20 protein-coding genes are annotated in these 24,022 nt (G+C 72.7%); 8 read left to right on the plus strand and 12 right to left on the minus strand.

Translation table 11 applies throughout. The features are described from left to right. Nucleotides 1-555, plus strand: a complete 555-nt coding sequence (locus tag LV78_RS33755) for a nucleotidyltransferase family protein (protein ID WP_253850041.1) — start codon at nucleotides 1-3, stop codon at nucleotides 553-555. Here LV78_RS33755 and LV78_RS33760 read toward each other — a convergent pair. After that, nucleotides 548-1,444, minus strand: a complete 897-nt coding sequence (locus tag LV78_RS33760) for a LysR family transcriptional regulator (protein WP_253850042.1) — start codon at nucleotides 1,442-1,444, stop codon at nucleotides 548-550. The genes LV78_RS33755 and LV78_RS33760 overlap by 8 nt on opposite strands. 94 nt (nucleotides 1,445-1,538) lie before the next feature. Between LV78_RS33760 and LV78_RS33765 the strand changes: the two genes are divergently transcribed. Further along, nucleotides 1,539-2,276, plus strand: coding sequence for an SDR family oxidoreductase (locus LV78_RS33765; RefSeq protein WP_253850043.1), 738 nt, complete (start codon nucleotides 1,539-1,541; stop codon nucleotides 2,274-2,276). Between the two features lie 372 nt (nucleotides 2,277-2,648). Here LV78_RS33765 and LV78_RS33770 read toward each other — a convergent pair whose 3' ends face one another. Further along, nucleotides 2,649-3,497 carry a DeoR/GlpR family DNA-binding transcription regulator gene (locus tag LV78_RS33770; RefSeq protein WP_308208787.1) on the minus strand — a complete coding sequence of 283 codons (849 nt, stop codon included), beginning with the start codon at nucleotides 3,495-3,497 and terminating at the stop codon, nucleotides 2,649-2,651. A 13-nt stretch (nucleotides 3,498-3,510) separates the two neighbouring features. Here LV78_RS33770 and LV78_RS33775 point away from each other — a divergent pair, with 13 nt between their 5' ends. Together LV78_RS33775 and LV78_RS33780 are read left to right on the plus strand one after the other, a co-directional pair. Next, a complete protein-coding gene (locus LV78_RS33775) occupies nucleotides 3,511-4,248 on the plus strand; it encodes an SIS domain-containing protein (RefSeq protein ID WP_253850044.1) in 738 nt (245 codons plus the stop codon). Between the two features lie 120 nt (nucleotides 4,249-4,368). Then, complete coding sequence (locus LV78_RS33780; RefSeq protein WP_253850045.1) at nucleotides 4,369-5,940, plus strand: penicillin-binding transpeptidase domain-containing protein; 1,572 nt, start codon at nucleotides 4,369-4,371, stop codon at nucleotides 5,938-5,940. 14 nt (nucleotides 5,941-5,954) lie between these two features. On the opposite strand, the gene LV78_RS33785 is transcribed toward LV78_RS33780, so the two are convergent. The 4 genes from LV78_RS33785 to LV78_RS33800 form a co-directional block, all read right to left on the minus strand. Next, nucleotides 5,955-7,841: an ABC transporter ATP-binding protein gene (locus LV78_RS33785; protein WP_253850046.1), complete on the minus strand. Its 1,887-nt coding sequence runs from the start codon at nucleotides 7,839-7,841 to the stop codon at nucleotides 5,955-5,957. 534 nt (nucleotides 7,842-8,375) lie between these two features. After that, on the minus strand, nucleotides 8,376-9,194 hold the full coding sequence (locus LV78_RS33790; protein ID WP_253850047.1) for an enoyl-CoA hydratase/isomerase family protein: 819 nt from the start codon (nucleotides 9,192-9,194) through the stop codon (nucleotides 8,376-8,378). 69 nt (nucleotides 9,195-9,263) lie between these two features. Next, nucleotides 9,264-9,473, minus strand: a complete 210-nt coding sequence (locus tag LV78_RS33795; protein WP_015103570.1) for a helix-turn-helix domain-containing protein — start codon at nucleotides 9,471-9,473, stop codon at nucleotides 9,264-9,266. A 163-nt stretch (nucleotides 9,474-9,636) separates the two neighbouring features. Then, the gene (locus tag LV78_RS33800) at nucleotides 9,637-11,265 is read right to left on the minus strand and encodes an ABC-F family ATP-binding cassette domain-containing protein (RefSeq protein ID WP_253850048.1); all 1,629 of its coding nucleotides are present in this window, start codon (nucleotides 11,263-11,265) and stop codon (nucleotides 9,637-9,639) included. Between the two features lie 210 nt (nucleotides 11,266-11,475). Between LV78_RS33800 and LV78_RS33805 the strand changes: the two genes are divergently transcribed. After that, a complete protein-coding gene (locus LV78_RS33805) occupies nucleotides 11,476-12,231 on the plus strand; it encodes an SDR family oxidoreductase (RefSeq protein WP_253850049.1) in 756 nt (251 codons plus the stop codon). A gap of 39 nt (nucleotides 12,232-12,270) precedes the next feature. Here the strand turns inward: LV78_RS33805 and LV78_RS33810 are convergent, their stop codons facing one another. The 4 genes from LV78_RS33810 to LV78_RS33825 form a co-directional block, all read right to left on the minus strand. Continuing rightward, nucleotides 12,271-12,750, minus strand: coding sequence for a hypothetical protein (locus LV78_RS33810; protein ID WP_253850050.1), 480 nt, complete (start codon nucleotides 12,748-12,750; stop codon nucleotides 12,271-12,273). Then, the gene (locus LV78_RS33815) at nucleotides 12,743-13,258 is read right to left on the minus strand and encodes a SigE family RNA polymerase sigma factor (RefSeq protein WP_253850051.1); all 516 of its coding nucleotides are present in this window, start codon (nucleotides 13,256-13,258) and stop codon (nucleotides 12,743-12,745) included. Before LV78_RS33815 ends, LV78_RS33810 begins: the two co-directional genes overlap by 8 nt. Before the next feature lie 4 nt (nucleotides 13,259-13,262). Next, nucleotides 13,263-13,607 carry a hypothetical protein gene (locus LV78_RS33820; RefSeq protein ID WP_253850052.1) on the minus strand — a complete coding sequence of 115 codons (345 nt, stop codon included), beginning with the start codon at nucleotides 13,605-13,607 and terminating at the stop codon, nucleotides 13,263-13,265. Nucleotides 13,608-13,775: 168 nt separating this feature from the next. Beyond that, on the minus strand, nucleotides 13,776-14,348 hold the full coding sequence (locus LV78_RS33825; protein ID WP_253850053.1) for a class I SAM-dependent methyltransferase: 573 nt from the start codon (nucleotides 14,346-14,348) through the stop codon (nucleotides 13,776-13,778). 241 nt (nucleotides 14,349-14,589) lie between these two features. On the opposite strand from LV78_RS33825, the gene LV78_RS33830 reads away from it, so the two are divergent. Further along, complete coding sequence (locus tag LV78_RS33830) at nucleotides 14,590-15,567, plus strand: helix-turn-helix domain-containing protein (RefSeq protein ID WP_015803847.1); 978 nt, start codon at nucleotides 14,590-14,592, stop codon at nucleotides 15,565-15,567. 192 nt (nucleotides 15,568-15,759) lie between these two features. Here LV78_RS33830 and LV78_RS33835 read toward each other — a convergent pair whose 3' ends face one another. Both LV78_RS33835 and LV78_RS33840 read right to left on the minus strand, forming a co-directional pair. Further along, nucleotides 15,760-18,573 carry a S8 family serine peptidase gene (locus tag LV78_RS33835; protein WP_253850054.1) on the minus strand — a complete coding sequence of 938 codons (2,814 nt, stop codon included), beginning with the start codon at nucleotides 18,571-18,573 and terminating at the stop codon, nucleotides 15,760-15,762. Between the two features lie 147 nt (nucleotides 18,574-18,720). Next, the gene (locus tag LV78_RS33840; protein ID WP_253850055.1) at nucleotides 18,721-20,289 is read right to left on the minus strand and encodes a deoxyguanosinetriphosphate triphosphohydrolase family protein; all 1,569 of its coding nucleotides are present in this window, start codon (nucleotides 20,287-20,289) and stop codon (nucleotides 18,721-18,723) included. Between the two features lie 731 nt (nucleotides 20,290-21,020). Here LV78_RS33840 and LV78_RS33845 point away from each other — a divergent pair. Together LV78_RS33845 and LV78_RS33850 are read left to right on the plus strand one after the other, a co-directional pair. Beyond that, a complete protein-coding gene (locus tag LV78_RS33845) occupies nucleotides 21,021-23,729 on the plus strand; it encodes a CHAT domain-containing protein (protein WP_253850056.1) in 2,709 nt (902 codons plus the stop codon). Nucleotides 23,730-23,809: 80 nt separating this feature from the next. Next, the coding region (locus LV78_RS33850) for a helix-turn-helix domain-containing protein (protein ID WP_253850057.1) at nucleotides 23,810-24,022 on the plus strand (213 nt) is incomplete at its 3' end.

Genomic DNA, 24,022 nt, shown 5'->3' on the forward strand with positions numbered 1-24,022 from the left:
GTGGGGGTGACGGGCCTGCTCCTGGCCGCAGGCGCCGGGCGGCGGTACGGCCGCCCGAAGGCGCTGGTGTCGCAGGGTGGCGCGCTGTGGGTCGAGACGGCCTGCGGGGTGCTCCGGGCGGCGGGTTGCGACCGGGTGGTCGTGGTGCTGGGCGCCTCATCCGCACGGGTGCGAGCCACCGCGTCGCTGGGAGACGCGGTGGTGGTGGACAACGCGGACTGGTCCACGGGCGTGGGATCGTCCCTGCGCGTGGGCCTCGCCGCAGCGGGTGACCGGGACGCGGTCGCGGTGCTGCCGGTCGACACCCCCGGTGTCACGGCGGACGCGGTCGCCCGGCTGCTCGTGCTGGCGTCCCCGGCGGTGCTGGCGAGAGCCTGCTACGCCGGGGTGCCCGGCCATCCGGTGCTGATCGGCCGGGACCACTGGGTCCCGGTGTCGGAGTCGGCGCGCGCCGACGTGGGCGCGCGCGACTACCTGGTCGAGCACAACGCCCTGATGGTGCCGTGCGAGGACGTGGCCAACGGCGACGACGTCGACTCGCCCCCCGCTACTTGATCGATCCCGCAACGACTGCGGGGCGCTCCCGAACCCCGAACCCGGTCTCCTCCCCCACCCGCACGGCCGCGCGGACCAGCCCGGCGAGGGCCTGGGACCGGCTGTGCGGCTGCCACGCGATGATCGTGGTCACCGGCGGCGCGTCCACCACCGGCACCCCCGCGTGCTCGGCCCACTGCCAGGCCCGGCTGGACGCCGGGATGACCAGCAGCGCCAGCCCGAGCGCGATGAGCTGGGACACCTGCGCCTGGTCCCGCACCTCAGGACCCGGCCCCGGCGGGTACCCCCCTTCGAGCCGGGGCCACCGCGCGAGCGGCAGGTCAGGCACGTCCGCGATCTCCGCCATGGTCAACGAGGCCCGCCGGGCCAGCGGGTGCCGCGCGGGCAGCACCGCCACCTGCTCCTCGACCAGCAGCTCCTCGGTGTCGAACCCCGCCACGTCGTCGAACGGCCGGTGCACCAGCGCGGCGTCCGCCCGCCCCTGCCGCAACAACCCGGCCTGCTCCCCGATCCCGCACAGCAGCACCTCGACCTCGGCCGCCCCAGCCTCCTCCCGGTACGCCGGCAGCAGCCTGCTCAACAACTCGTGGTCGGCCCCCGCCTTGACCGCCAGCACGATCCGCCCCCCGGCCCGCCGAACCCGGTTGACGGCGCCCTCCGCGGCGTCCAGCACGACCCGCCCCTCCCGCAGCAGCACCTCACCCGCCCCGGTCAACGCGACCGACCGCCGGTCCCGCTCCAGCAGCACCACCCCGAGCCGCCGCTCCAACCGCTGGATCGCCCTGGACAACGGCGGCTGCGCCATCCCCAACCGCTCCGCAGCCCGCCCGAAGTGCAACTCCTCGGCCACCGCGACGAAGTACCGCAACTCCCGCGTCTCCAACTCCACCCCACCACGCTACCCACGCTGATACCCGCCGAGTATCACCACCGGCCCAACGGGTCTTGGCGCCCACCCCACCTCGAGCCCGAGCATCAACACCGTGAACGAGCAGAAGACCGCGCTGGTAACCGGCGCGAACAAGGGCATCGGCTACGCGATCGCGGCAGGCCTTGGCGCACTGGGCCACCGCGTGGGAGTGGGCGCCCGCGACGACGCCCGCCGCGAGGAGGCCGTGGCCAAGCTGCGCGCGGAGGGGGTGGACGCGTTCGGCGTCCCCCTGGACGTCACCGACGACGACAGCGTCACCACGGCGGCGCACCTGCTGGAAGCAGCGGGCCACGGCCTGGACATCCTGATCAACAACGCGGGCATCTCCGGCGCCTACGCCCCCGACTGGTCCCAGGACCCGACCACCCTCGACCTGTCCGAGGCCCGCAGGGTGGTGGAGACGAACGTCTTCGGCGTCATCCGCGTGACCAACGCCCTCCTCCCCCTGCTGCACAAGTCCCCAACCCCCAGGATCGTGAACCTCTCCAGCAGCGTCGCCTCCCTGACCAGGCAGTCCGACCCAACCACCCCAAGCGGCCCGATCATGGCCGTCTACGCCCCCACGAAGTCCTACCTGAACGCCGTGACCGTCCAGTACGCCCGCCAACTGGCGAACACCAACATCCTCGTGAACGCGGCCTGCCCAGGCCTGGTGGCCACCGACTTCACCGGCTTCCAAGCTCCCCGCACCCCCGAGCAGGGCGCGACGACCGCCATCCACTTGGCAACCCTGCCCAACAACGGCCCGTCCGGCACCTTCAGCGACGACGAGGGCCCCCTACCCTGGTAGCCACACCACCACGCGGCGATGTGCGCACGCGCAGCGTGCGCACAGAGCCCCCCCACCGCGTCCCTCGTCTCCGTTTGGCCTGGCGAAGCCCGAGCACAGGTGTCAAGACGCCGCCGCACTACCCGGCAGACCGCCCAAGTCAAACGGCGTCTTGACGCCTGTGCTTGCCTGAAAGGAGGCCAAACGGAGACGAGGGACCCCACCCACCGCAGTAGTTGTCTGTAAACCGGACCACCAGCGGAACGGCCACCGGCCGGCAGAGCCCTTCCCCCTCGTTTTTGGAGGCCTGCCCCGCCGGCGAGGCGAGCTCTTCAGCTCTTCGCTCTTGCTCTTCGCCCTTGCTCTTCCCCCACCCCTCCCCCCACACCCCCCTCACACCAGCACGACCTCCACCCCCGCGTCCCGGATCCGCGCGACCTCATCCCCAGGCGCGTCCACATCCGTCACCAGCACATCGATCTCCTCCACCCCACAAACCCGCCCGAACGCGGTCCGCCCGAACTTCGAGCTGTCCACCGCCGCCACCACCCGCCCCGCAGCCCCCACCGCGGCCAACTTCACCGCGCTCTCCCCCAAGTCGTGCGCCGACACCCCGTCCCGCGCGCTCAACCCACAACTGCTCAACACCACCGTGTCGAACCGCATCACCCGGAACGCGTGCTCCGTCAACGGCCCCGTGAACGCCTGCTCCCCCGCCCGGACCTCCCCACCAGGCAGCAGCAACCGCACCTCCGCGGACCCCCGCAACAGATCAACCGCGTGCAGCGACAGCGCCAGCACCGTCACCCTCCGGTCCACCAAGCACCGGGCGACCTCCAACGTCGTCGTCCCGGCGTCCAGCACCGCCGTCTCCCCCTCGTCCAGCATCCCGGCGACCGCCGCGCCGATCCGCCGCTTGGCCTCGACCCGCTGCCGCACCCGCGCCGAGTACGGCGTCGCCTGCCCGGTGAGCATCCCGACCGCCGCCCCGCGCACCCGCCGCAGCAGCCCCTCCCGCTCCAGCACGTCCAGGTCCCGCCGCACGGTCATCTCCGAGCACCCCACCAGCTCCGCGATCTCCGCGACGCCCACCCGCCCGCCGTGCCGCAGGCTGCCCAGGATCACCTCGTGCCGCTGTGCCACATCCACGGAGTTCATCCGAACAACCAGCCTGGTCGTGGTCAAGGGCTGGTGGCCCGCGCCACCCTCCTGGTAGGACTGCCCCACCTTGCTGCCGATCACCGGAGGTCACCAGATGGGTGCGAAGCGAACCGGTTCCGCGTACGGCGACGCGGTCCGCGACCTGCTGTCCAGGGTGGAGGAGCAGAACGCCGCCGCGCTGGACGACGTCGCCGAGCTCGTCCTCGCCTCGGTGCGGGGCGACGGCGTGGTGCTCGCGGCGGGCGCGGGCCACTCGCTGGCGGCGGTCGCCGAGACCTTCTACCGGGCGGGCGGCCTGGCGTGCGTGCGCCCGCTGTACCACCCCGAACTCCTCCCGATGCACGGCGCGATCAGCAGCACCGCCGCCGAGCGCCGCTCGGGCCTCGCAGGCCAGGTGCTCCGCGAGGCGGGCCTGGCCAGGCACGACGTGCTGTTCGTGTTCTCCACCTCGGGCGTGAACCCGTACCCGGTGGAGCTGGCCGCGCACGCCGCCGACGCGGGCTGCCCAGTCGTTGCCGTGACCTCCCGCGCCGCGAGCGCCGCCGCGCCGAGGCGGGCGGGCTCGACCCTCGCCGACAACGCCACGATCGTGCTGGACAACCTGGTCCCGCCGGGTGACTCCGGCTACCCGCCGGACGAGCCGGTGACGGCGGCGGTGTCCACGATCGCGACCACCTTCCTCTGGAACCTGGTCATGGTGCGGCTGCTGGACAAGGCCGCCGAGGAGGGCGTGGACCTCCCCCTCTGGCGCAGCGCGAACGTGGAGGGCGGCGACGCGGCGAACGCGGGCCTGCTGCGCAAGTACCAGTCGCGGGTGCCGCAACTGGGCTGACGCCCCCCGATCATCCCAACCCCGGAGTGGATCTCCACCAAACCGACGCCCGGTCTGCGCGGAACCTCCACAACCCCTCGTTAGCGTCCGGTGCTGACGACACCGAGGGGGAAGTCGACCATGCGCAGGAGAACCAGATTAGCCGTGAACACCGCCGGGGCGGTGGCCGTGCTCGCGCTCGTCGGGGCGGCGGTGCTGGAGTTCGCGCCGGGGGACGGCGGCCCGCGCACCCCGGTCGCCGCGCAGGAGCACCTCCAGGAACAACTGCCCTCGACACCCGCGCGGGACTTCTTCTCCGCGTTCGAGGTGGGCGACGCGCGGCGCGCGAGCCTGGCCACAGACTCACCGGAGGCGGCGGCCCCCGCCATCACCAGGGTCAAGGAAGGCATGGCCCCGGCACGCCTGCGCGTGGTCGTCGCCGACGCGGAGCCGCCGCACGGCAACGAGGCCGAGCTGTCAGCCGAGGTGACCTGGACGCTGCCCGACGGAACCCCGCTGGCCTACCGGGTGCGGGTCCCGGTGCACCGCTCCGGCGAGCGCTGGCTGCTGCGCTGGTCACCGTCCCTGCTGCACCCCGAACTACCCGAGGGCGGCGCGCTGGTGCACCGCAGCACGACCGGCGAGGGCGGCCTGCGCGCCAGGACCGGCGAGCGGCTCACCCCCGACCTGGCCCCGGCGCTGCGGCCCGCCCTCACCCAGGCGACCGGCCCGCTGGAGGGGTCCACCGGCTGGCAGATCGGTCTCGTCGACGCCTCGGACGCGCAGATCGGCGTGCTGGCGGAGAAACCCGCGCGCTCCGAGACCATGACCACGACCCTGGACCCGGCGGCGCAGCGCTCGGCGCAGGCAGCCCTGGCCTCCACCGGGCACCCCGCCGCGCTGGTCGCGCTCCAACCGTCCACCGGCGAGGTCCTGGCCATCGCCCAGAGCCCCCTCGCAGGCCCGAACCTCGCCCTGGTCGACCACTTCGAGCCGGGCTCGACCTTCAAGGTCGTCACCGCCGCCGCAGCCCTCACGACCGGCGGCCTCACCGCGAGCACCCCGCTGCCCTGCCCCGGTGAAGCCACCATCGGCACCCGCACCATCACCAACGACGGCGGTTTCGACCTCGGGACCGTGCCGCTGCGCCGGGCGTTCGCCGCGTCCTGCAACACCACCTTCGGGAAGCTAGCCGCCGACCTCCCGGCCACCGCCCTCCAAGACGCGGCAGCCAGGTTCGGCCTCGGCGCGGACTACGACGTGCCCGGCCTGACCACGAACACCGGCAAGGTGCCACCCGCCGAGTCGGTGCCCGAACGGGTGGAGGCCGGCATCGGGCAGGGCCGGGTGCAGGTCACGCCGTTCGGCATGGCGCTGCTGGCGGCGACCGTGGCCAACGGCTCGACCCCGACCCCGAAGCTGGTCCGCGAGCTGGAGACCACCGGCGGCGGCCACCCGGCTCCAAGCCCGGCCGTGGTGACCGCGCTGCGGGCGATGATGGCGGACGTGGTCACCTCCGGCACGGCCCGAGCGCTCTCCGCGCACGGGGACGTGCGGGGCAAGACCGGCACCGCGCAGTTCGGCGACGGCACCGGCGCGCACGGCTGGTTCGTGGGCTACCGGGGTGACGTGGCGTTCGCGGTCCTGGTCGTGGGCGGCGGCTCGTCGGAACCGGCCGTGCGGATCACCGGGGAGTTCCTGGGCGGCCTGTGACGGGACGGGGCCCGTCAGACCTGCACGACACCAACCTTCTCCCCGCCCTGCACACCTTCCCCACCCCGCGCACCTTCCCCACCCTGCGCGCCGTTCAACTGCTTGTACCGCCCACCGGCCGCGATCAGCTCGTCGTGCGTGCCCCGCTCGACGATCCGCCCGTCCTCCACCACCAGGATCACGTCGGCCGACCGGATCGTGGACAGCCGGTGCGCGATCACCAGCGCGGTCCGCCCGCGCAGCGCCTCGCCGAGCGCGGCCTGCACCGCCGCCTCCGACTCGGTGTCCAGGTGCGCGGTCGCCTCGTCCAGGATCACCACCCTGGGCCTGGCCAACAACAACCGGGCGATGGTCAACCGCTGCCGCTCCCCGCCGGACAGCCGGTACCCGCGCTCGCCGACGACCGTGTCGAGCCCGTCCGGCAGCGACGCGACCAGCTGCTCCAACCTGGCCCGCCGCAGCGCGTCCCACACCTCCTCCTCGGTCGCCTCGGGCCGGGGGTACAGCAGGTTGGCCCGGATCGTGTCGTGGAACAGGTGCCCGTCCTGGGTGACGACGCCGACCGCGCCGCGCAGGTCCTCGGACGCGACCTCGCGCACGTCCACCCCGGACAACCGCACCGCGCCCGCGTCCACGTCGTACAGCCTGGGCACCAGCGAGGCCAGCGTCGACTTGCCCGCCCCGGACGAGCCGACCACGGCGACCAACTGCCCGGCCTCGGCGCGGAAGTCCAGCCCGTGCAGCACCTCCTCGCCACCGCGCGTGTCCAGCGTGGCCACCGATTCGAGGGAGGCCAGCGACACCCGGTCGGGGGCCGGGTAGCCGAAGCGGACGCCGTCGAACTCCACCGACAGCGGCCCCTCGGGCAGCTTCACCGGCTTCTCCGGCTCGGTGATCATCGGTTCCAGGTCGAGCACCTCGAAGACCCGCTCGAACGACACCAGCGCCGTCATCACGTCCACCCGCGCGTTGGCCAGCGCGGTCAGCGGCGCGTACAGCCTGGTCAGCAGCAGCGCCAGCGACACGACGGTGCCCGCCGCGAGCTGCCCGGTGATCGCCAGGTAACCGCCGAGCCCGTAGACCAGCGCCTGGGCGAGCGCGGACACCAGGGTCAGGCCGGTCATGAACCAGCGGGTGGCCATCGCGGTCCGCACGCCGATGTCGCGCACCCGCGCGGCCCGCTCGCCGAACTCGGCGGCCTCGGCGCGCGGGTGGCCGAACAGCTTCACCAGGGTCGCGCCGGGCGCGGAGAACCGCTCGGTCATCTGGGTGGTCATGCCCGCGTTCAGCCCGGACGCCTCGCGCTGCAGGTCGGCCATGCGCGCGCCCATCCGCCTGGCGGGCAGCACGAACAGCGGCAGCAGCACGAGGGCGAGCGCGGTCACCTGCCAGGACAGCGTGACCATGACGCCCAGTGACAGACCGAGCTGGATGACGTTCGTGACCACACCCGACAGGGTGGAGGTGAAGGCGCGCTGGGCGCCGATGACGTCGTTGTTGAGCCTGCTGACCAGCGCGCCGGTGCGGGTGCGGGTGAAGAACGCGACGGGCATCCGCTGCACGTGCTCGAACACCGCGCGCCGCAGGTCGTGGATCAGCCCCTCGCCGATGCGGGAGGACTGCCAGCGCTCGACCAGGCCGAGCGCGGCGTCGAGCACCGCGATGCCCGCGATGACGACGGCGAGCCACACCACGGTGGACACGTCGCCGTGCCCGACGATCGCGTCCACGACCCGCCCGGCGAGCACCGGTGTGCTGACCGCGAGCACCGCCGACACGACCGTGAGCAGCAGGAACACCACGAGCTTCGCCCGGTGCGGCCGGGCGAAGGCGAGCACCCGGCGGAACGTGCCGCGCCGGACGCCGCTCGGAGCGTCGGAGGCGGCCACGGCCGCGCGCATCAGAGCCCAGGAACCTTCCACGCCCGTGGAGAACACCGGAGCGGGCCGCTTGCTTCCCTTGTTCCGCCGAACGCGAACATTTTTCAGGTAACGAATGGTCCCGACGGGTGCGCACCGGGGAATGCCCGCCGTCGGAATCCGGCCAGCACCGAGAATGCAAGCCCGCGCAAGCGACACGATCGAGTGAACTTCCGCGATGCTTGGCCCACAAAACGATCCAGCGTGGAACCCGGAATTCCACCCGGAAGAACAAGGATCGTTCGCCCGGCGACCGTTGGCCCGCCCCTGGAAACGTGTCGAAAGCTACCCCCGCGACCGGTTTGCCGCCCCACCGACGCCCCACGACGGCGTCATGAACGCCGGAGGCAGAACCTGAAAACGCTTTCAGTTCTACTTTCCGGAACCGCCGCCGCCACGTCAGGGCGAACCGGAGGGCGCACCAGGAACCTGCGCGATCCCGCAGCAGAGCTCAAGAACCAGGGCTCAGGGACCAGGGCTCGGAACTCAGAACTCAGGCCCCGCCCCGCGCGGCACTCAGGCCCCGCCCCGCTCGGCCCGCGCAGCGAGGTCCGCGAGCCTGCGCAGCTGCGCCTCGCGCTCGGCCCGCAACTGCTCCTCCTCGGAAGCCCCGTCGGCCGCGCCCGCCAGCAGCGCCAGCGTCTCCCGCGTCGCCCCGGCGGCGGGCCGCACGAGCGCCTCCACCAGGTGGTCCACAGCAGCATCGAGCCCGTCGACCGGCACGACCGCGTTGACCAGCCCCATCTCCAGGGCCTCGGCGGCGGCGATCTCGCGCCCGGTCAGGCAGATGTCGGCGGCCCGCGAGTACCCGACGAGCCGCACCAGCGGCAGCGTGCCGCCCAGGTCGGGGACGAGCCCCAGCGAGGTCTCGGCCATGCGGAACCGGGCGTCCTCGGCGGCGACGCGGAAGTCGCACGCGAGCGCCAGCTGGAAGCCCGCGCCGATGGCGTGCCCGCGCACGGCGGCCACGGTCACCCGCTCGGGGGCGCGCAGCCAGCGGAAGCCCTCCTGGAAGGAGGCGATCAGCTCGGCTCCGGCCTCGGGACCGCGCTTCACGATGTCCATCAGGCCGGGTTCGCCGTCCACGTGGTCACCGGTGAACAAGCGCCGGTCCAGGCCCGCCGAGAAAGCGCGGCCTGAGCCCCGGACGACCACGACGCGGACGTCCGGGCCCAGCTTCCCACCGATGTGGCGCAGAGCCTCCCACGTGGACGGCGTCTGCGCGTTGAGCACGTCCGGCCGTTCGAGCACGATGGTCGCGCGCGGTCCGTCGAGGACGAGCCGCACACCACCGCGCTCAAGCAGGTCGGCGTCCACTGCGCTCGATGCCGACATGCGCTGCAACCTCCGGGTCCGGGAGGGTGTCGCGTCCTGCGTCACCCGCTTGTGTTACCGGAGGGTAGCTTACTTCTTCTTCGTTCGGGTGGCGCCACCTCGACCGCGCAGCTGCACACCGGACTCGCTGAGGACCCGGTGCACGAAGCCGTAGGAGCGCCCGGTTGACTCGGCCAAAGCCCGGATGCTCGCGCCCTTTTCGTACTTCTTCTTCAGGTCAGCGGCCAGCTTGTCCCGTGTGGCACCGGTGATCCGGGCGCCCTTCTTCAGGTCAGCCACCTTGTCCCGCCTTCCGTGGACAGCAGGTCGGGCCTTGAAAGCCCCTGTCGTCGCAATGATCGATCACGGAGGGCGAGAACGCCAGGTGATCTTACGAAAAGATCGGCGCGCGTTCGGATGATCACTCAGAGTTGATCGGGGTTTCGGGGGCGAAATCGTTGCGTCAGGCCAATTGCACGAGTTCCAGGTAGTCCGCGGACCAGTGGTCCTCGCTCCCGTCCGGCAACAGGATCACCCGCTCGGGCTCCAGCGCCTCGACCGCTCCGGGGTCGTGCGTGACCAGCACGACGGCCCCCTCGTAGCGGCGCAGGGCGTCGAGCACCTGCTCGCGGCTGGCCGGGTCGAGGTTGTTGGTGGGCTCGTCGAGCAGCAGCACGTTGGCCGCGCTGGACACCAGGCCCGCCAGCGCCAGCCGGGTCTTCTCGCCGCCCGACAGGGTGCCCGCGGGCTGGTCGAGCTGCTCGCCGCTGAACAGGAACGTGCCCAGCAGGGACCGCAGCTGCTGCTCGGGCACGTCCGGCGCGGCGTGCCGGATGTTCGCCCACACCGACGCGTCGTGGTCGAGCGTCTCGTGCTCCTGCGCGAAGTAGCCCAGCTTCAGCCCGTGACCGGGCACGACCTCGCCGCTGTCGGGGGTCTCCATGCTGCCGATCAGGCGCAGCAGCGTGGTCTTGCCCGCGCCGTTCAGGCCCAGGATGACCACCCGCGAGCCCCGGTCGATCGCCAGGTCGACGCCGGTGAACACCTCCAGCGACCCGTAGCTCTTGCTCAGGCCCTCGGCGGTCAGCGGGGTGCGCCCGCACTGGGCTGGCTGCGGGAAGCGGATCTTGGCGACCTTGTCGGCCTGCCTGGTCTCCTCCAGCCCGGACAGCAGCTTCTCGGCGCGGCGGGCCATGTTCTGGGCGGCGACGGCCTTGGTGGCCTTGGCGCGCATCTTGTCGGCCTGGGCCATCAGCGCCCCGGCCTTCTTCTCCGCGTTGGCCCGCTCCCGGCGGCGGCGCTTCTCGTCGGCCGAGCGCGCCTCCAGGTACTTCTTCCAGCCCATGTTGTACGTGTCGACCTCGCCGCGCGTGGCGTCGAGGAACCACACCTTGTTCACCACGTCGTCGAGCAGCTCCACGTCGTGGCTGATCACCACGAGGCCGCCGTCGTGCGACTTGAGGAACCCGCGCAGCCAGGCGATCGAGTCGGCGTCGAGGTGGTTGGTGGGCTCGTCGATCAGCAGGATCGTGCTCGACTTGGCGCCGACGCCCGCCTCGGAGGCGGCGAACAGGATGCGGGCCAGCTCGACGCGGCGGCGCTGACCGCCGGACAGCGTGCTCAGCGGCTGGGCGAGCACCCGGTCCGCCAGGCCCAGGTTCGCGCAGATCCGGGCGGCCTCGCTCTCGGCCGCGTACCCGCCGAGCGAGGAGAACCGCTCCTCCAGGCGCCCGTACCGGCGCACGGCGGCCTCCTGCTCTGCGTCGTCGGCCAGCTCCGCCATCGCGGTCTGCGTCTTCTCCATGTCGCGCAGCAGCTGGTCGAGGCCGCGCGCGGACAGCACCCGGTCCTTGGCGATGACGGACAGGTCGCCCTCGCGGGGGTCCTGCGGCAGGTAGCCGAGCTCGCCGGTGCGCCGCACCTCCCCCGCGTACGGCTGGCCCTCGCCCGCGAGGACCCGCAGGGTGGTGGTCTTGCCCGCGCCGTTGCGACCGACGAGGCCGATCCGGTCGCCGGGCTGGACGCGCAGGGTCGCGTCGGACAGCAGGATGCGCGAACCCGCGCGCAACTCAAGATCGGTTGCGGTGATCACTTCGAGGCTCCGGGATAGGTGGAGAGGGGGTGGGGTGACGGGGGCGGCGCTCGGCCGCACTCACTCGATCAGGATCTCCACCCGACCAGTCTACGGGTCCAGGTCCCCGAACAAGCCGACCTGTGGCCCTTGCCGCTGCCGAAGGCAGGGGGGCCGGAGCCCGGTTCGGGGGCAGCCGGGGGACCGCCTGCCGGAATAGATTGCTCGACCATGACTGACTTCGCGGGCAAGACGGCGCTGGTGACCGGGGCGAGCAGGGGGATCGGCCTCGGGATCGCGCGCGAACTCGTGGCGCGCGGCGCGGCGGTCGCCATCACCGCGCGCAAGCCGGAGCAGCTGGCCGCCGCCGCCGCCGAGCTGGGCGCGCCCGACCACGTGCTCGCCATCCCCGGCAACGCGGGCAGGGCCGAGGACCGGGAGGAGGCGGTGGCCAAGGTGATCGAGCGGTTCGGCAGCCTGGACGTGCTGGTCAACAACACCGGCATCAACCCCTCGTTCGGGTCGCTGATGGACGCCGACCTGGAGGCCGTCAAGAAGATCTTCGACGTGAACGTGGTGGCCGCGCTGGGCATGGTGCAGCTGGTGTGGAAGGCGTGGATGTCCGAGCACGGCGGGTCGATCGTGAACGTGGCCTCGGTGGGCGGGCTGCGCTCCACCGGGGTGATCGCCGCCTACGGGGCGTCGAAGGCCGCGCTGATCCGGTTGACGGCCGAGCTGGCCTGGCAGCTGGGGCCGAAGGTGCGGGTGAACGCGGTCGCGCCGGGCGTGGTGAAGACCAAGTTCGCCGAGGCGCTGTACACCGGCCGGGAGGAGGACGCGGCGGGCGCGTACCCGCTGGGGCGGCTGGGCACGCCGGAGGACGTGGCGTCGCTGGTGGCGTTCCTGGCGTCGGACTCGGCGTCGTGGGTGACCGGCGAGACGGTGGCGGTGGACGGCGGGCTGCTGGCGACCGGGACGCTCGGCTGAGCGACCGGGGGCGCGCCCGCGCTCGGGCGCGCCCCCGGCTCACGGCCCCGGCGAGGTGGCGGGCGCCGTGGTGGTCACGCCGTTCGTGGTCGCCACGCCGTTCGTGGTCGCCACGCCGTTCGTAGTGGTCACACCGTTCGTGGTCGTCACACCGTTCGTGGTCGTCGGACCACCCGTCCCGGACGGGGTGGCTCCCGGCGTGCCGTCCGGGTTCCCGCCGGGGCTCGTGGCAGGCCCGCCCGGCGTCGTCGTGGGCGCGCCCGGCGCGGTCGTGGGCGCCGACGTGCCCACCGGCGGCCCGGCGGGCTGCACGTCGCCCTGCGCGCCGCCCAGCCCCAGCGCGACGACGGTCACCAGCGCCGCCGTGCCCAGCCCCGTGCCCAGCACGGCCCGCCTGCGCGCCCGCTCGGCCCGCACCCGCGCCCCGCGCCGCAGCACGTCGTCCGCGCCGAAGGCCACCGGTCCGCCCGGCGCGTCCTCCAGCTCCTCGAAGGTCTTCCTCAGCTCGTGCTCAAGCATTCCGCGACACCTCCGGCCACAGCTCGGCGAAGTCCGCCCCCAACCGGCGGCGCAGCGCCGCCAGCCCGCGCGAGGTGTGGCTCTTGACGGTGCCGCTCGTGCACCGCAGCGACCGGGCGACCTCGTCAACGCCCAGGTCGTGCCAGAACCGCAGCACGATCACCGCCCGCTGCTTGGCGGGCAGCGCGTCCAGCGCCCGCCACAGCACCACCCGGTCCTCGCTGAGCTGCGCGGGCGCCCCGACCTCCGGCAGCTCGTCGGTGACCCGCTCCCGCTTCCACCGGGCCTTGCGGCGCTCGCCGAGGAACGTGCGCACCACGATCTGCCTGAGGTAGGCGTCGACGCCGTCCCGGTGCGCCATCCTCGGCCCGGCGAGGTAGAGCTTGAGGTACGCGGCCTGCACCACGTCCTCCGCCTCGTGCCAGTTGCCGCACAGCAGGTAGGCCGTGAAGCGCATCGAGGCGGCGGACCGGTCGAAGTGCCGGGTGAACTCCGCGTCCCAGCTCACGCCGTCAGTTCCCCCGCTGGTCGGGGTGGGTGGTGGCCTGCGGCGAGGTCTCCGGCACGGGCGGCTCGGTCAGCGTCACGCCGGGGCCCGACGTGGGCTCGGGGGTGACCTGGACCGGCGGGCTCCACGTGGTCGCCTCCGGCGAGGTCGCGGGCGGCGAGGTCTCGACGGGCGTCGTCGCGCCCGGCGAGGTCTCGATCGGCGAGGTCGCGACGGGGGTCGTCGCGGGCGCCGAGGTGGCGGGCGGCTGCCCGTCGCCCTGCCAGGAACCGCTGGCGAGCGCGGGCAGCGCCATCAGCGCCCCGCCGACCACCACCGCGCCGGCCATCACCACCAGTCGAGTGCGCACACCTGTCTCCCAGGTTCGGTGGCGCCGCCGTCCGGCAGCGCCCTCACCCCTACCAATGCGCCAGGGCGCTCACCCGGTTGTCACGACTTCCCAGCACCCCGCCCGGCACCCGCTCCGGGACGCCCGCCCCCAGGCACGGACCTCGGGACGCGGGCCCGACGCACCCGCTCAGGGCACCAGCGCGATCCACACCGGCAGCGGGTGCCCGCTCTCGGCGGGCGAGAGCCGCTGCACCGGACCGAACCCGGCCTCGGCCAACTCCTCGGCGACCTGCTCGGAGGAGAGCACCCGGTGCTGCGTGGACACCGAACCTGCGACCTCCCACGACGCGGGCCCGCGCACCAGCCGCACCACGTCGAGCGCGTACGACCCGCCGTCCGACGCCCAGTCCCACAGCTGCACGGTCACCTGCCGCTCGTCCCCGCGCCCGACCACCCTCGGCGGCGGCGCGGTGGGCCGCAGCCTGCTCAGCCGGTCCAGCTCGGGCACCGCGGCGACGAGCAGCCCGCCGGGCCGCAGCACCTCGCGCGCGGCCATGAGGGCTTGCGGCAGGGCGTTCTCGTGCGCGAGCCTGGGCAGCAGGTCGTCGCTCGCGCGCACCACGTCGACCGGGCGGTCGGGGCGGACGCGGGCGATGTCGAGCAGGTCCACCACCACCAGGTGGGGCGTCCCGAGCACGGCCGCCGCCACCTGCGCGAGCGGGTCCTCCTGGGCGAGTTCCTGGTCCTGGGCGGCGGTCACGGCCACACAGTAGGGCTAAGGGGTCACTCGTCAAGCGAGTACCTACCCCGCAGGGGGAGTTTTGTTACCGGCGAGTTGACTTCTTGCGAACTCACCGTGCACACCACTTGACAGACCGATGCCCTAGCAGTGAACTCGTAACCCGTATGGCCCAAGCATTGACTCCTCCCGGCAGGCGACGGCGGACTGCGTTGGCGGGTAGGGTCACTGGGGCGTGATCTCATGACAGCGGGGAGTCACCATGACCAACGCTGCCGGTCGACCCAACGTGTCCGTCGACGAGCTCGACTCGACGGGCCACGGCAGTCTTGCGCAGCTTCTGACCACCGGGCCGTTCCCGGAGGCGCTGAGGGCAGCCATCAAAGCGTCCCGGCTCAGCCTGGACCGCATCCAGCACCGGCTGGCGCTCCGCGGGGTCACGATCAGCGTGGCCACCCTGAGCTACTGGCAGTCGGGGCGCCGCCGCCCCGAGCGGCCGGAGTCGCTGGAGGCCCTGCGGCACCTGGAGACCGTGCTCGGCGTGCCGTCCTCGGGCCTGTCCGCGCTGCTCGGACCGCCGAGGCCGCGCGGGCGCCGCTCCCGACCGACCACCATGATGCCGATCGACGCGCTGTGGTCGCGCCGCGAGCGGGTCGCGAACCTGCTCAGCAAGGTCGACACCACCTCCGACGTGAAGCTGGGCCGGATCAGCCAGCACGACCGCGTCGAGATCGCCGCCGACGGCGGGCAGCGGTCCGTGTGGGTGCGGCAGATCCTTCGCGCCGAGCAGGACGGCCCCGACCGCTGGGCGCTGGTGTTCGAGACCGAGGAGTCCAACGTGCTGCCGCAGGTCGTGAACCTGCGCAACTGCCACCTCGGCCGCGTGGTGCAGGACCCCGAGGTCAACATCATGGCCGCGGAGATGATGTTCGAGCGCCCGCTGGCCAGGGGCGAGACCCTCATCATGGAGTACGAGCTGCTGTTCGCCGAGGGCCACTACCCGCCCGGCAACAACACGTTCGCCCGCAAGTTCCGGCTGCCGGTGCGCGAGTACGTCATCGAGGTCCGCTTCGACCCCGGCTACCTCCCGTCGCGCTGCCAGCAGTTCAGCGTGCCCGCCGGTGACGAGACCCCGTCGCGCCGCCGCAACCTCGCCCTGGACAACGCGGGCGGCGTGCACGCGGTCGCGCTCGGCTTCGGCCCCGGCGTGTTCGGCATCCGCTGGGAGTGGCCGCAGTAGGAGCGCCGCCGACCGTCCCACCCGTTGGGAAGGCCCCCGTGGGATATCCCACGGGGGCCTTCTTCGTCACAACACCCGGTCCAGGCCCCGGAAACCGCCCGGAACGGACATCGGGGAGCGCCCCGGATCCCGCTGAGCGGAACACCGGGACGCCCGCCGACCGATCACACGCAGCCGGTCACACGTCGCCGATCACACGTAGCCGGTCACCTTCAGCGCCACGTCGCGCACCGAACCGGTGTCCGACCCCGCCGAGTCCACGACCTCGAACGTCCACGTGCCGTCCGCCGACCCCGACAGGAGCGGCGCCAGCGGCGACACCGGCCGCCACGACCCGGTGAACGGCGCCTGGGCGCTCGTCACCGACGAGAACGCCGACGCCGCCGAGTCGTCGAACACGACCTGGCACAGGTTGTTGCCCGAGCTGCCGTTGCGCTGGAACAGCGTCGCGCTCACGCCCGACGGCGAGGTCAGCGTGCCGACCAGGTCGCCGACGAAGGTGTGGTCGACGCCGACGGTCGTGGCCTTCTCGGTGGTCGTGCAGGTCTCGCCGCCGATCACGAACTTCAGCGACGACAGCACGCCCACGCCCGTCACCGGGATCTGCACCGAGACGCCCTCGGCGCTGTTGTCCGGGATGGCCGTGACGCCGGTGAACCCGAACGTCTTGACCTCGCTGGACGGCTCGCCCACCGGCAGCTGGAACACCGAGCTGGTCGGCGAGGTGGCGCCCGCGTAGGTCACCCGCGCGTCCAGCCTGACCACGGACCCGATCGCCTGCCCGGCGGGCACGGTCACCTTGAACGTGCCGACCAGGGTCTGCCCGGCGTCCACGTTGCCGTAGTACTTCGAGCGGGGCGCGATGGTCACGCCCGGCGTCGACGAGGTCAGCACCACGCTGGTCGACGCGGCCGTGCCGTCACCGGTGTTGGCCACCGGCAGCGTCACCGTCGCGGTCGTGCCCGGCTTGAGGTACCGGCTGCCGTCGTCGTTGGCGATGGTCGGGGCGACCGCCCTCGCCAGCGGCTGCGGGCTCGCGCCCGTGTGCGCCAGCGCCAGGTCGCCGCGCACGACGCCCGCGCCGGTCTGGTTGTCCACGCCCGCCGCCGCGATGTCGATCGCGGTGTCCACCAGCGCGGCCCGCACCTCGGCGGGCGTCAGCGTCGGGTTGCCCGACAGCACCAGGCCCGCGATGCCCGCCGCGTTCGGCGCCGCCGCCGACGTGCCGAAGAACGGCTTGAACCCGGCCACCGACGTGTTCACGCCGTCCGCCGCGGTGATGTCCGGCTTCTGCCGCACCTGGGGCGCGGGCGAGCCGTCCGGCGCGAAGAACACCCGGCGCGGGCCGTCGGAGGTGAAGCGCTCCGGCTGCTGCGCCGAGGTGAACGAGCCGGGGAACGGGCCGGTCGGGTTGGCCGGGTCGCCCGGCTCCAGGTCGAACGACAGCGCGGACGCCGCCGGGGCCGCCGCGACGCTGATCGCACCCTTGGCCGCCGAGTGACCGCGCGAGACGCCCGGCGTCGCGAAGCCCTTGAGCCCGTCCGCCGAGTCCTTGAACCGGCCGCCGAGCGCGCTCAGCGCCAGGTACTTGTCGTCACCCCGGAACTTCACGACCGCCAGCCGCAGCCCCGAACCCGAGGCGGGCGTGTCGATCCGCTCGTACGGGTTCTGCGTGCCGTCCTGGACGTTCTGGCTGAACGAGACGACCGCGCCCGCCGAGTTCACCAGGTACAGGTCGTAGTCGTTGAACGACCGGTTCAGCGGGTCGGCCCAGAACAGCGTGACCGGCACGCCGGTCGAGTAGGCCGACAGCGGGTTGAGCACCTGCTTGGCGTTCGGGGCCGGGTCGAAGTCGTGCGCGGTGCCCGCGAACTTCCCGATGCCCACGCCCGAGTCGACGAACTGGCCCTCCCAGTGGCCGGAGGTGCCCGCCGCGACGCTGCCCTCGTTGCCAGCCGAGGAGAAGTACACCGCGCCGTCGGCGGCGACCGCGTCCACCGCCTGCGCGATGATGCCGTCCTGGAACGGCGACTCGTTGAAGTACAGGACGTCGTCGACGATCACGTCGCAGCCCGCCTGGAAGCGCAGGGCCCTGATGTTGTCGGCGAAGCTGGCGTCGCTGGTGAACGCCGTGGCGAAGCCCAGCTCCGCGTTCGGCGCCACGTCGTGCAGGATCTCCAGCATCGCCGTGCCCTCGTCGCCGGAGCCCTCCTGGCCCGGCAGCACGTCGACGGCGGGCAGCTCACCGGCCGCCTGCGACACCGCCAGCGAGCGCACGCCGTCCGACAGCGCGCACAGCTTCACGCCGGTGCCGGTGACCCGGTGCTCCTGGCGCGCGGTGTCGGTGGCCTGCGCCCGGTCGCCCTCGGAGGTGACCACCGCGTCCGCGCCGACCCGCTCCAGCGCCTCGCGGGTGCGCCGCTCGACCTCGGCCCCCCGCTCCTCCTTCGACTGCTTCGACTCCTCGGAAGCCTTGTCCCGCTTGGACTTCGCGTCCTGCTGGTGGAAGGTCTTCGCGTCCGCCGCGGTCTCCACGCGCCGCACGTCGGACCGGCCCGCGAGGCCGGTGAGCGCGGCCAGCGGCAGCTGCGCGCGGATCGTGGCGCCCTCGGTCGAGACCGACCGGACCGCCCCGCCGGCGGACTTCACGGCGTTGACGAGGTCGTCGCTGACCTTGTGGGCGCGGATGTCCACCAGCACGGCGGACCCGTTCTGAACCTCTACCCCCGTCTGCACCGAGGGGAGCTTGGCCCGCGTCCCGGCGTCGGCGCGTCGTCGCTGCTCGACCACCAGGGAGCTGTCCACTTTGGACTCCGCCGGGGAGGCGGACTTCTTGATCTCCTGCAGGGCCGCGATCTGCGCGGCCGTCGTGTCCTCGACACCCCTGCTCGCCTTGGGCGGGTCCGCCGCTGCCGGAGCCGTCGAACCCAGCAGCAGCGCTAACGCCGCGGAGCCCGCGATGACCAGGGTGTCGCTTCTTCGGGACCGGCGTTTCGGTGAGCGCACAGGCGTCTCCCCCACGTTGATGCGTGCCCCCGACGCACGCGGCCGACGATCGGATGTCACCGATCGAGGGGTCAACGTATTGGCCAGCCCCGATTACCGTCTGCGGCCGTTCAGGCTACTTGCCGCAGTTACCCCGTACATCACAGTTCACAGAACGAAGGCGTCTGTCCAGAGTTGCCCGGTTCGTCCGGACAGCGCCTCCAGCAGCGCGGACGCCTGGTTGTCGGTCAGCGAGGCGGTGAAGTCCACGACCGCCCGACCCCGCGCGAGCGAGCGCACCGCGTCCGGCCCCGACGGTTTTTCACCGGTAGCACCCACCAGAGCCGCCGGATCGTCCACGGCCAACCGGGCGTACTCCTGCTCCGCCAGTTCCACCAGGTCGTGCAGCCGACGGGGCAACCGCCCCACCTCGTGCCGGTCGGTCACCCACTGCTCCAACGCCTCCACGAGCGCCGTGAGCAACCGCGCCTGCCCCCGCTGGTGCAGCGCGAGGTCCGGCCGCAGCAGCACGAACCGCCGGTGCACGAACTTGAGCACCTGCACCTCGTGCCACTGGGCCTGCGCCAGCACCACGTGCCCGGACCGCGTCGTGGGCTCCTCCAGCACCCCCACCGCGTCCACGAGCCGCCGCGTCCACCGCGCGGAGAACCCCGCGACGACCTGCTCGGCCTCGGTGGACCCGTCGAACGGCACCGCGAGCAACCCGTCGACCAGCTCGGCCCGAACCTTGGCGACCGCCGCCGCGAACACCTCGTCGTCCACCGCCCACGAGTCCTTGAGGTGCAACCGCCGCCGCAGCGCCTCCAACGACCGCCCAGGCCGCCGCTCCTGCGCAGCCAACTCCGCCCCGCTCAACGAGGCCAGCTCCAACGCCTGCTGGAGCCAGGTCCCCAACTCGGCGGCCACCGTCGCGTGCTGCAACACCCCGACCCGGTAGAAGTCCTCCAGGTCGTGGATGGCGTAAGCGATGTCGTCGGCGGTGTCCATGATCGAGGCCTCGACGGTCTGCTGCCACGACTCGACCTTCCCGTCGAACGGCAGCCGGGCCCCGAGCACGTCGTCCATCTCGGTCACGTAAGCGGAGAACTTCCCCGACCCCGTCCCCGGCGCCTCGGACGGCTCGGCGGCGCCACGCGGCGGCGAGCCCATGTCACGCGGGTGCGGGTCCGGGTACGACAACCGCGTCCACGGGTACTTCAACATCGCGGCCCGAACCGCCACCGTGAGGTCCAACCCCACCGCCTCGGGCCCGCGCACGTCCGTGGTGGTCACGATGCGGAACGACTGCGCGTTCCCCTCGAACCCGTCCGACAACCCGAACCGGTGCCGCGCGATCCGGTCGAGCACCTGCTCCCCGAGGTGCCCGAACGGCGGGTGCCCGAGATCGTGCGCCAACGAGGCCGCCTCCACGACATCCGGGTCGCACCCCCCGAGCTTCTCCAACACCCCACCCAGCTCAGGCCGCGCGCAAAGCCGCTCGGCGATGGCCCGAGCGGCCTGCGCGACCTTGAGGCTGTGCGTGAGCCGGTTGTGCACCAACAACCCCGACCCGGTGGAACTGACCACCTGCGTGACCCCACCGAGCCGCGAGAAGAACGGCGAGGACGCCACCCGGTCCCGGTCGACCCGGAAGGGACTGGAGGCGAGGTCGGCGGCCGTGGTCCCCTCACCACCGGAACGGCGACTGGCCCTCGGATCGGTCTGGTCCTGGTGCATACGGGGCAACCTAGTTCACCTCGGTTGCGGGACGCCGAGGTGGTGCCGCCCGCCCACGCACCACACCGCACCCACAAGCCACACGCACCCTCAGCTCACCGCACTCGCAGGCCAAACGCACTCGCAGGCTCACCGCTTCGCGGGCTGCGGGGCGAGCGCAGCGAGCCCGCAGCACCCCGTTCCCGCGTCCCTCGTCTCCGTTTGGCCTGGCGAAGCCCGAGCACAGGTGTCAAGACGCCGCCGCACCGCCCGGCAGACCACACGAGTCACACGGCGTCTTGACGCCTGTGCTTGCCTGAAAGGAGGCCAAACGGAGACGAGGGACCCCAACCACCGCAGCACTTCGCCGTAAACCGCACCACAACACCAACAGCCACCAGCCGACAGAGCCCGTCCCCCTCGTTTTTGGAGGCCTGCCCCGCCGGCGAGGCGATGCCCTTAGCTTGTGACGGACCACCGCAAGTCCTGGAGGTCCCGTGACGGCCGCGCACTCCACGAACACCGCACCGGGCAGCCGGGGCACCGTGATCCAAGCGGCCACCATCCACACAGCCACGATCCACAACGCCCCACCCACCCACACCCACGCCCCCACCTCCACTCCACCCGCACCCATCCCCCACCAACTCCCAGCCCCACCGGCAGGCTTCACCGCCCGCACCACCGAACTGGCAACCCTCACCGCCGCCCCAGGCAAAACCACCACCTGCACCATCTCCGGCCCAGCCGGGGTGGGCAAAACCGCACTGGCCCTGCACTGGTCCCACCGCTCAACCCACCTCTTCCCGGACGGCCAACTCCACGCCGACCTGCACGGCTACGACCACGACCCCACCCACCCCCTCTCCCCAGACGACGTCCTCACCGACTTCCTCCAAGCCCTAGGCGCACCCACCACAGGCACCCCCCAGGCCAGAGCCGCCCGCTACCGCACCCTCCTGGCCACCAAAACCCTCCTGGTACTCCTGGACAACGCAGCCCACCCGAACCAAATCCGCCCCCTCCTCCCCGGCGCGGGCCCGAGCCTCGTCCTGATCACCAGCCGGGACCGGATGACCACCCTCCACTGCGATTCCCACCGCATCGCCCTGACCCCACCCCCCACCGCCGACGCGCTGACCTACCTCCACCACGCCCTCGGCCCCAGAGCCACCCGAGAACCAGCCGCCGCACAAGCCCTGGTCCGCACCTGCGCCCGCCTCCCCCTGGCCCTGGCCATCACCGCGGAAACCGCAGCCCTCCGCACCAGGACCCCGCTCTCCACCCTGGCCACCGAACTCGCAGACGAACACCACCTCCTCCGCGCGGGCACCAGGGACCACAACCTCCGCACCGTCTTCTCCTGGTCCCTCAAAGCCCTCACCGACCAGGACCGCACCCTCTTCCACGCGATCGGCCTCCACCCCGGCCGCGACTGCACCCCCGGCGCCCTGGCCGCCCTCTCCACCCTCACCCCCACCGAACTGCGCCGAGCCGCAGACGCCCTCCTCCGCGTCCACCTGGTCGAGGAGAACGGCAAAGGCGGCCTCCGCGCCCACGACCTGGTGGCCGCCTACGCCCGAGACCTCGTCACCGAACACCTCAGCCCCGCCTCCGCGAGAGCAGCGTTCGGCCGCCTGTTCCACCACTACCGCCACCTGCTCGACCGAGCCTCCACCGCACCCCCGACCACCTGGTCGACCTGGCTCACCCAGGAGCGCCACACCCTCGAAGCCGTGGCGGAACGCGCCGAGTCCCACCTCCCGCACCCCACCGCAGGCGCCTTCCACCACACCCTCGGCACCCTCCACCGCACCCAGCACGACCTGAGCAGCGCCCTGCGCCACCTCACCAGGGCGACCACCCTCCTCGGCACCACCCGCACCCACCTGGACCGAGCCGCCGCAGAACTGGACGCGGGTCGCCACGAGGACGCCCGCCGCTGCCTGGAGCACATCCGCGACGGCCCCCAACGCGGTCAACCGGGTGCGCTCGTCGCCGAAACCCGCCACCTGCGCGCCCTGGTCTCCCTCGCGACCGGCCAACTCCCCTCGGCCGTCCGCAGGGCCCTCGACGCGGCCCGCGCGTTCACCGCCCAGAACAACCACCACGCCGCCGCCACCTGCACCCTCACCGCGCTGACCGGCATGTGCGAGGGCACCCGACGCACCCCCGGCGCCCGGTGGATCTGGTCCGTCGACCGCGCGCTCCTGACCGCCGACTCCTTCGCCGCCCACGGCCTCCACCCGCAGGCCGACCACGCCACCCTCCTGGCCGCCCGCCTGCTCATCGCCCACGGCTCCCTGCCCGCCGCCCGCACCCTGCTGGCCCGCGTGCCCCCGACCTCGCCACTCCACGCGCTGTGCGAGGCCGAACTCCTCGAAGCCCGAGGCCACCACCGGGCCGCCCTCGAACTGGCGCTCTCGACCCACCACACCCCAGGCCCGCTCGCAGCCGCGCACCGCAGACAGCTCACCACCCTGGCCCTGCGAGCCGCACTCGCCGAGCACCTCCCCTGGCAGGTGATCCGCGTCCGCGAACCCCCAGGTCAGCGCACCCCGTCCCCCCGCTCGCTGAGCACCGCGCTGGGCCACCGGGCACTCCTGCTGCTCGCCACCACCCACCACCGCCTGATCGCGATCGTCGTCGTGTCCGGGGCCGCCCACACCGTCGACCTCGACAAACAACTCGTCACCGAAAACGTCGCGAAGCTGCGCCGAGCCCTGCACGCCGCCTCAGCGGTCGACTCCCCCAGGCTCACCCGCGCCGCTCACGCCCTCGCCGCAGAAGCCGCCGAGGCTCTGGACCACGTCCTGCTCACCCCGCTCCGGCCGAGGATCTCCGACCGCGACCTGGTCGTCATCCCACCTCCTGACCTGCACGAACTCCCCTGGACGGTCCTTCCCTCACTGCGCCGCACACCGGTGGTGGTCACCCGGTCAGCCGGGACGTGGTGGACCGCCCAACAGCGCCCGCCCCACGAGCTCAACCGGGCGCTGGTCGTCGGGCCGCCCTCGGACCTTCACCCGTCCAACGCCCAGGAGATCGCCGCGCGGTACCCGATCGGGGAAGTGGTCCCGCCGACCCGCCGCCTGGTTCTGGCGGCGGCCAACGGCGCCGACGTGCTGCACCTGTCCGCTCGGGCCGAGCGCTCGCCGGAGAACCCCTTGTTCTCCGGGGTCCGCCTGGACGACGGGGTGCTGCTGGCGCACGAGTTCGGCGAACTGGACCGACCGCCCGACCTGGTCGTGGTGCAGCACACCGGGCTCGGCTACGCGCGCGGCCTGCTCGCGGCCGGAATCCGGGTGGTGATCGCGGTCGGCGGCTGCGCGGGGTTCGACGTGCTGCGGGAGCTGCACCACGCGCTCGCCTCGCGCACGGCCCCGGCAAAAGCGGTGGCTGCCGTGGTGGCTAGTGGCGTGTCTCGGAGGGTTGACCCGGTAATCGGTCTGGTGGGCTGATCGGCCAGGCTGGTCTCGCATGTCGAGTGCGGGAGGTGGCTGTGGCTCGTCGACCGAGCGTGTTTGTCCGGCCCTTATCGATGGAGGAGGGCCGGAAGATCCAGCGGATCACCAGGACCTCGAAGGATCCGGTGCGGCTGCGGCGGGCGATCGTGGTGCTGATGTCGGGCCAGGGTCAGGCGGTCCGGGACATCACCTCGTTGATGCAGGTGAGCGAGGACTACGTGCGTGAGGTGATCCACACGTTCAACGAGCGGGGGTTCACGGCGCTGGACCCAAAATGGAGCGGCGGG

Source organism: Actinosynnema pretiosum (assembly GCF_024171695.1).
GTDB classification, from domain to species: Bacteria; Actinomycetota; Actinomycetes; order Mycobacteriales; family Pseudonocardiaceae; genus Actinosynnema; species Actinosynnema pretiosum.

Coding starts and splice junctions, on each gene's coding strand:
- LV78_RS33775 (WP_253850044.1), top strand. CDS start 3,511: ATGGGTGCGAAGCGAACCGGTTCCGCGTACGGCGACGCGGTCCGCGAC.
- LV78_RS33780 (WP_253850045.1), top strand. CDS start 4,369: ATGCGCAGGAGAACCAGATTAGCCGTGAACACCGCCGGGGCGGTGGCC.
- LV78_RS33785 (WP_253850046.1), bottom strand. CDS start 7,841: ATGCGCGCGGCCGTGGCCGCCTCCGACGCTCCGAGCGGCGTCCGGCGC.
- LV78_RS33790 (WP_253850047.1), bottom strand. CDS start 9,194: ATGTCGGCATCGAGCGCAGTGGACGCCGACCTGCTTGAGCGCGGTGGT.
- LV78_RS33805 (WP_253850049.1), top strand. CDS start 11,476: ATGACTGACTTCGCGGGCAAGACGGCGCTGGTGACCGGGGCGAGCAGG.
- LV78_RS33810 (WP_253850050.1), bottom strand. CDS start 12,750: ATGCTTGAGCACGAGCTGAGGAAGACCTTCGAGGAGCTGGAGGACGCG.
- LV78_RS33830 (WP_015803847.1), top strand. CDS start 14,590: ATGACCAACGCTGCCGGTCGACCCAACGTGTCCGTCGACGAGCTCGAC.
- LV78_RS33840 (WP_253850055.1), bottom strand. CDS start 20,289: ATGCACCAGGACCAGACCGATCCGAGGGCCAGTCGCCGTTCCGGTGGT.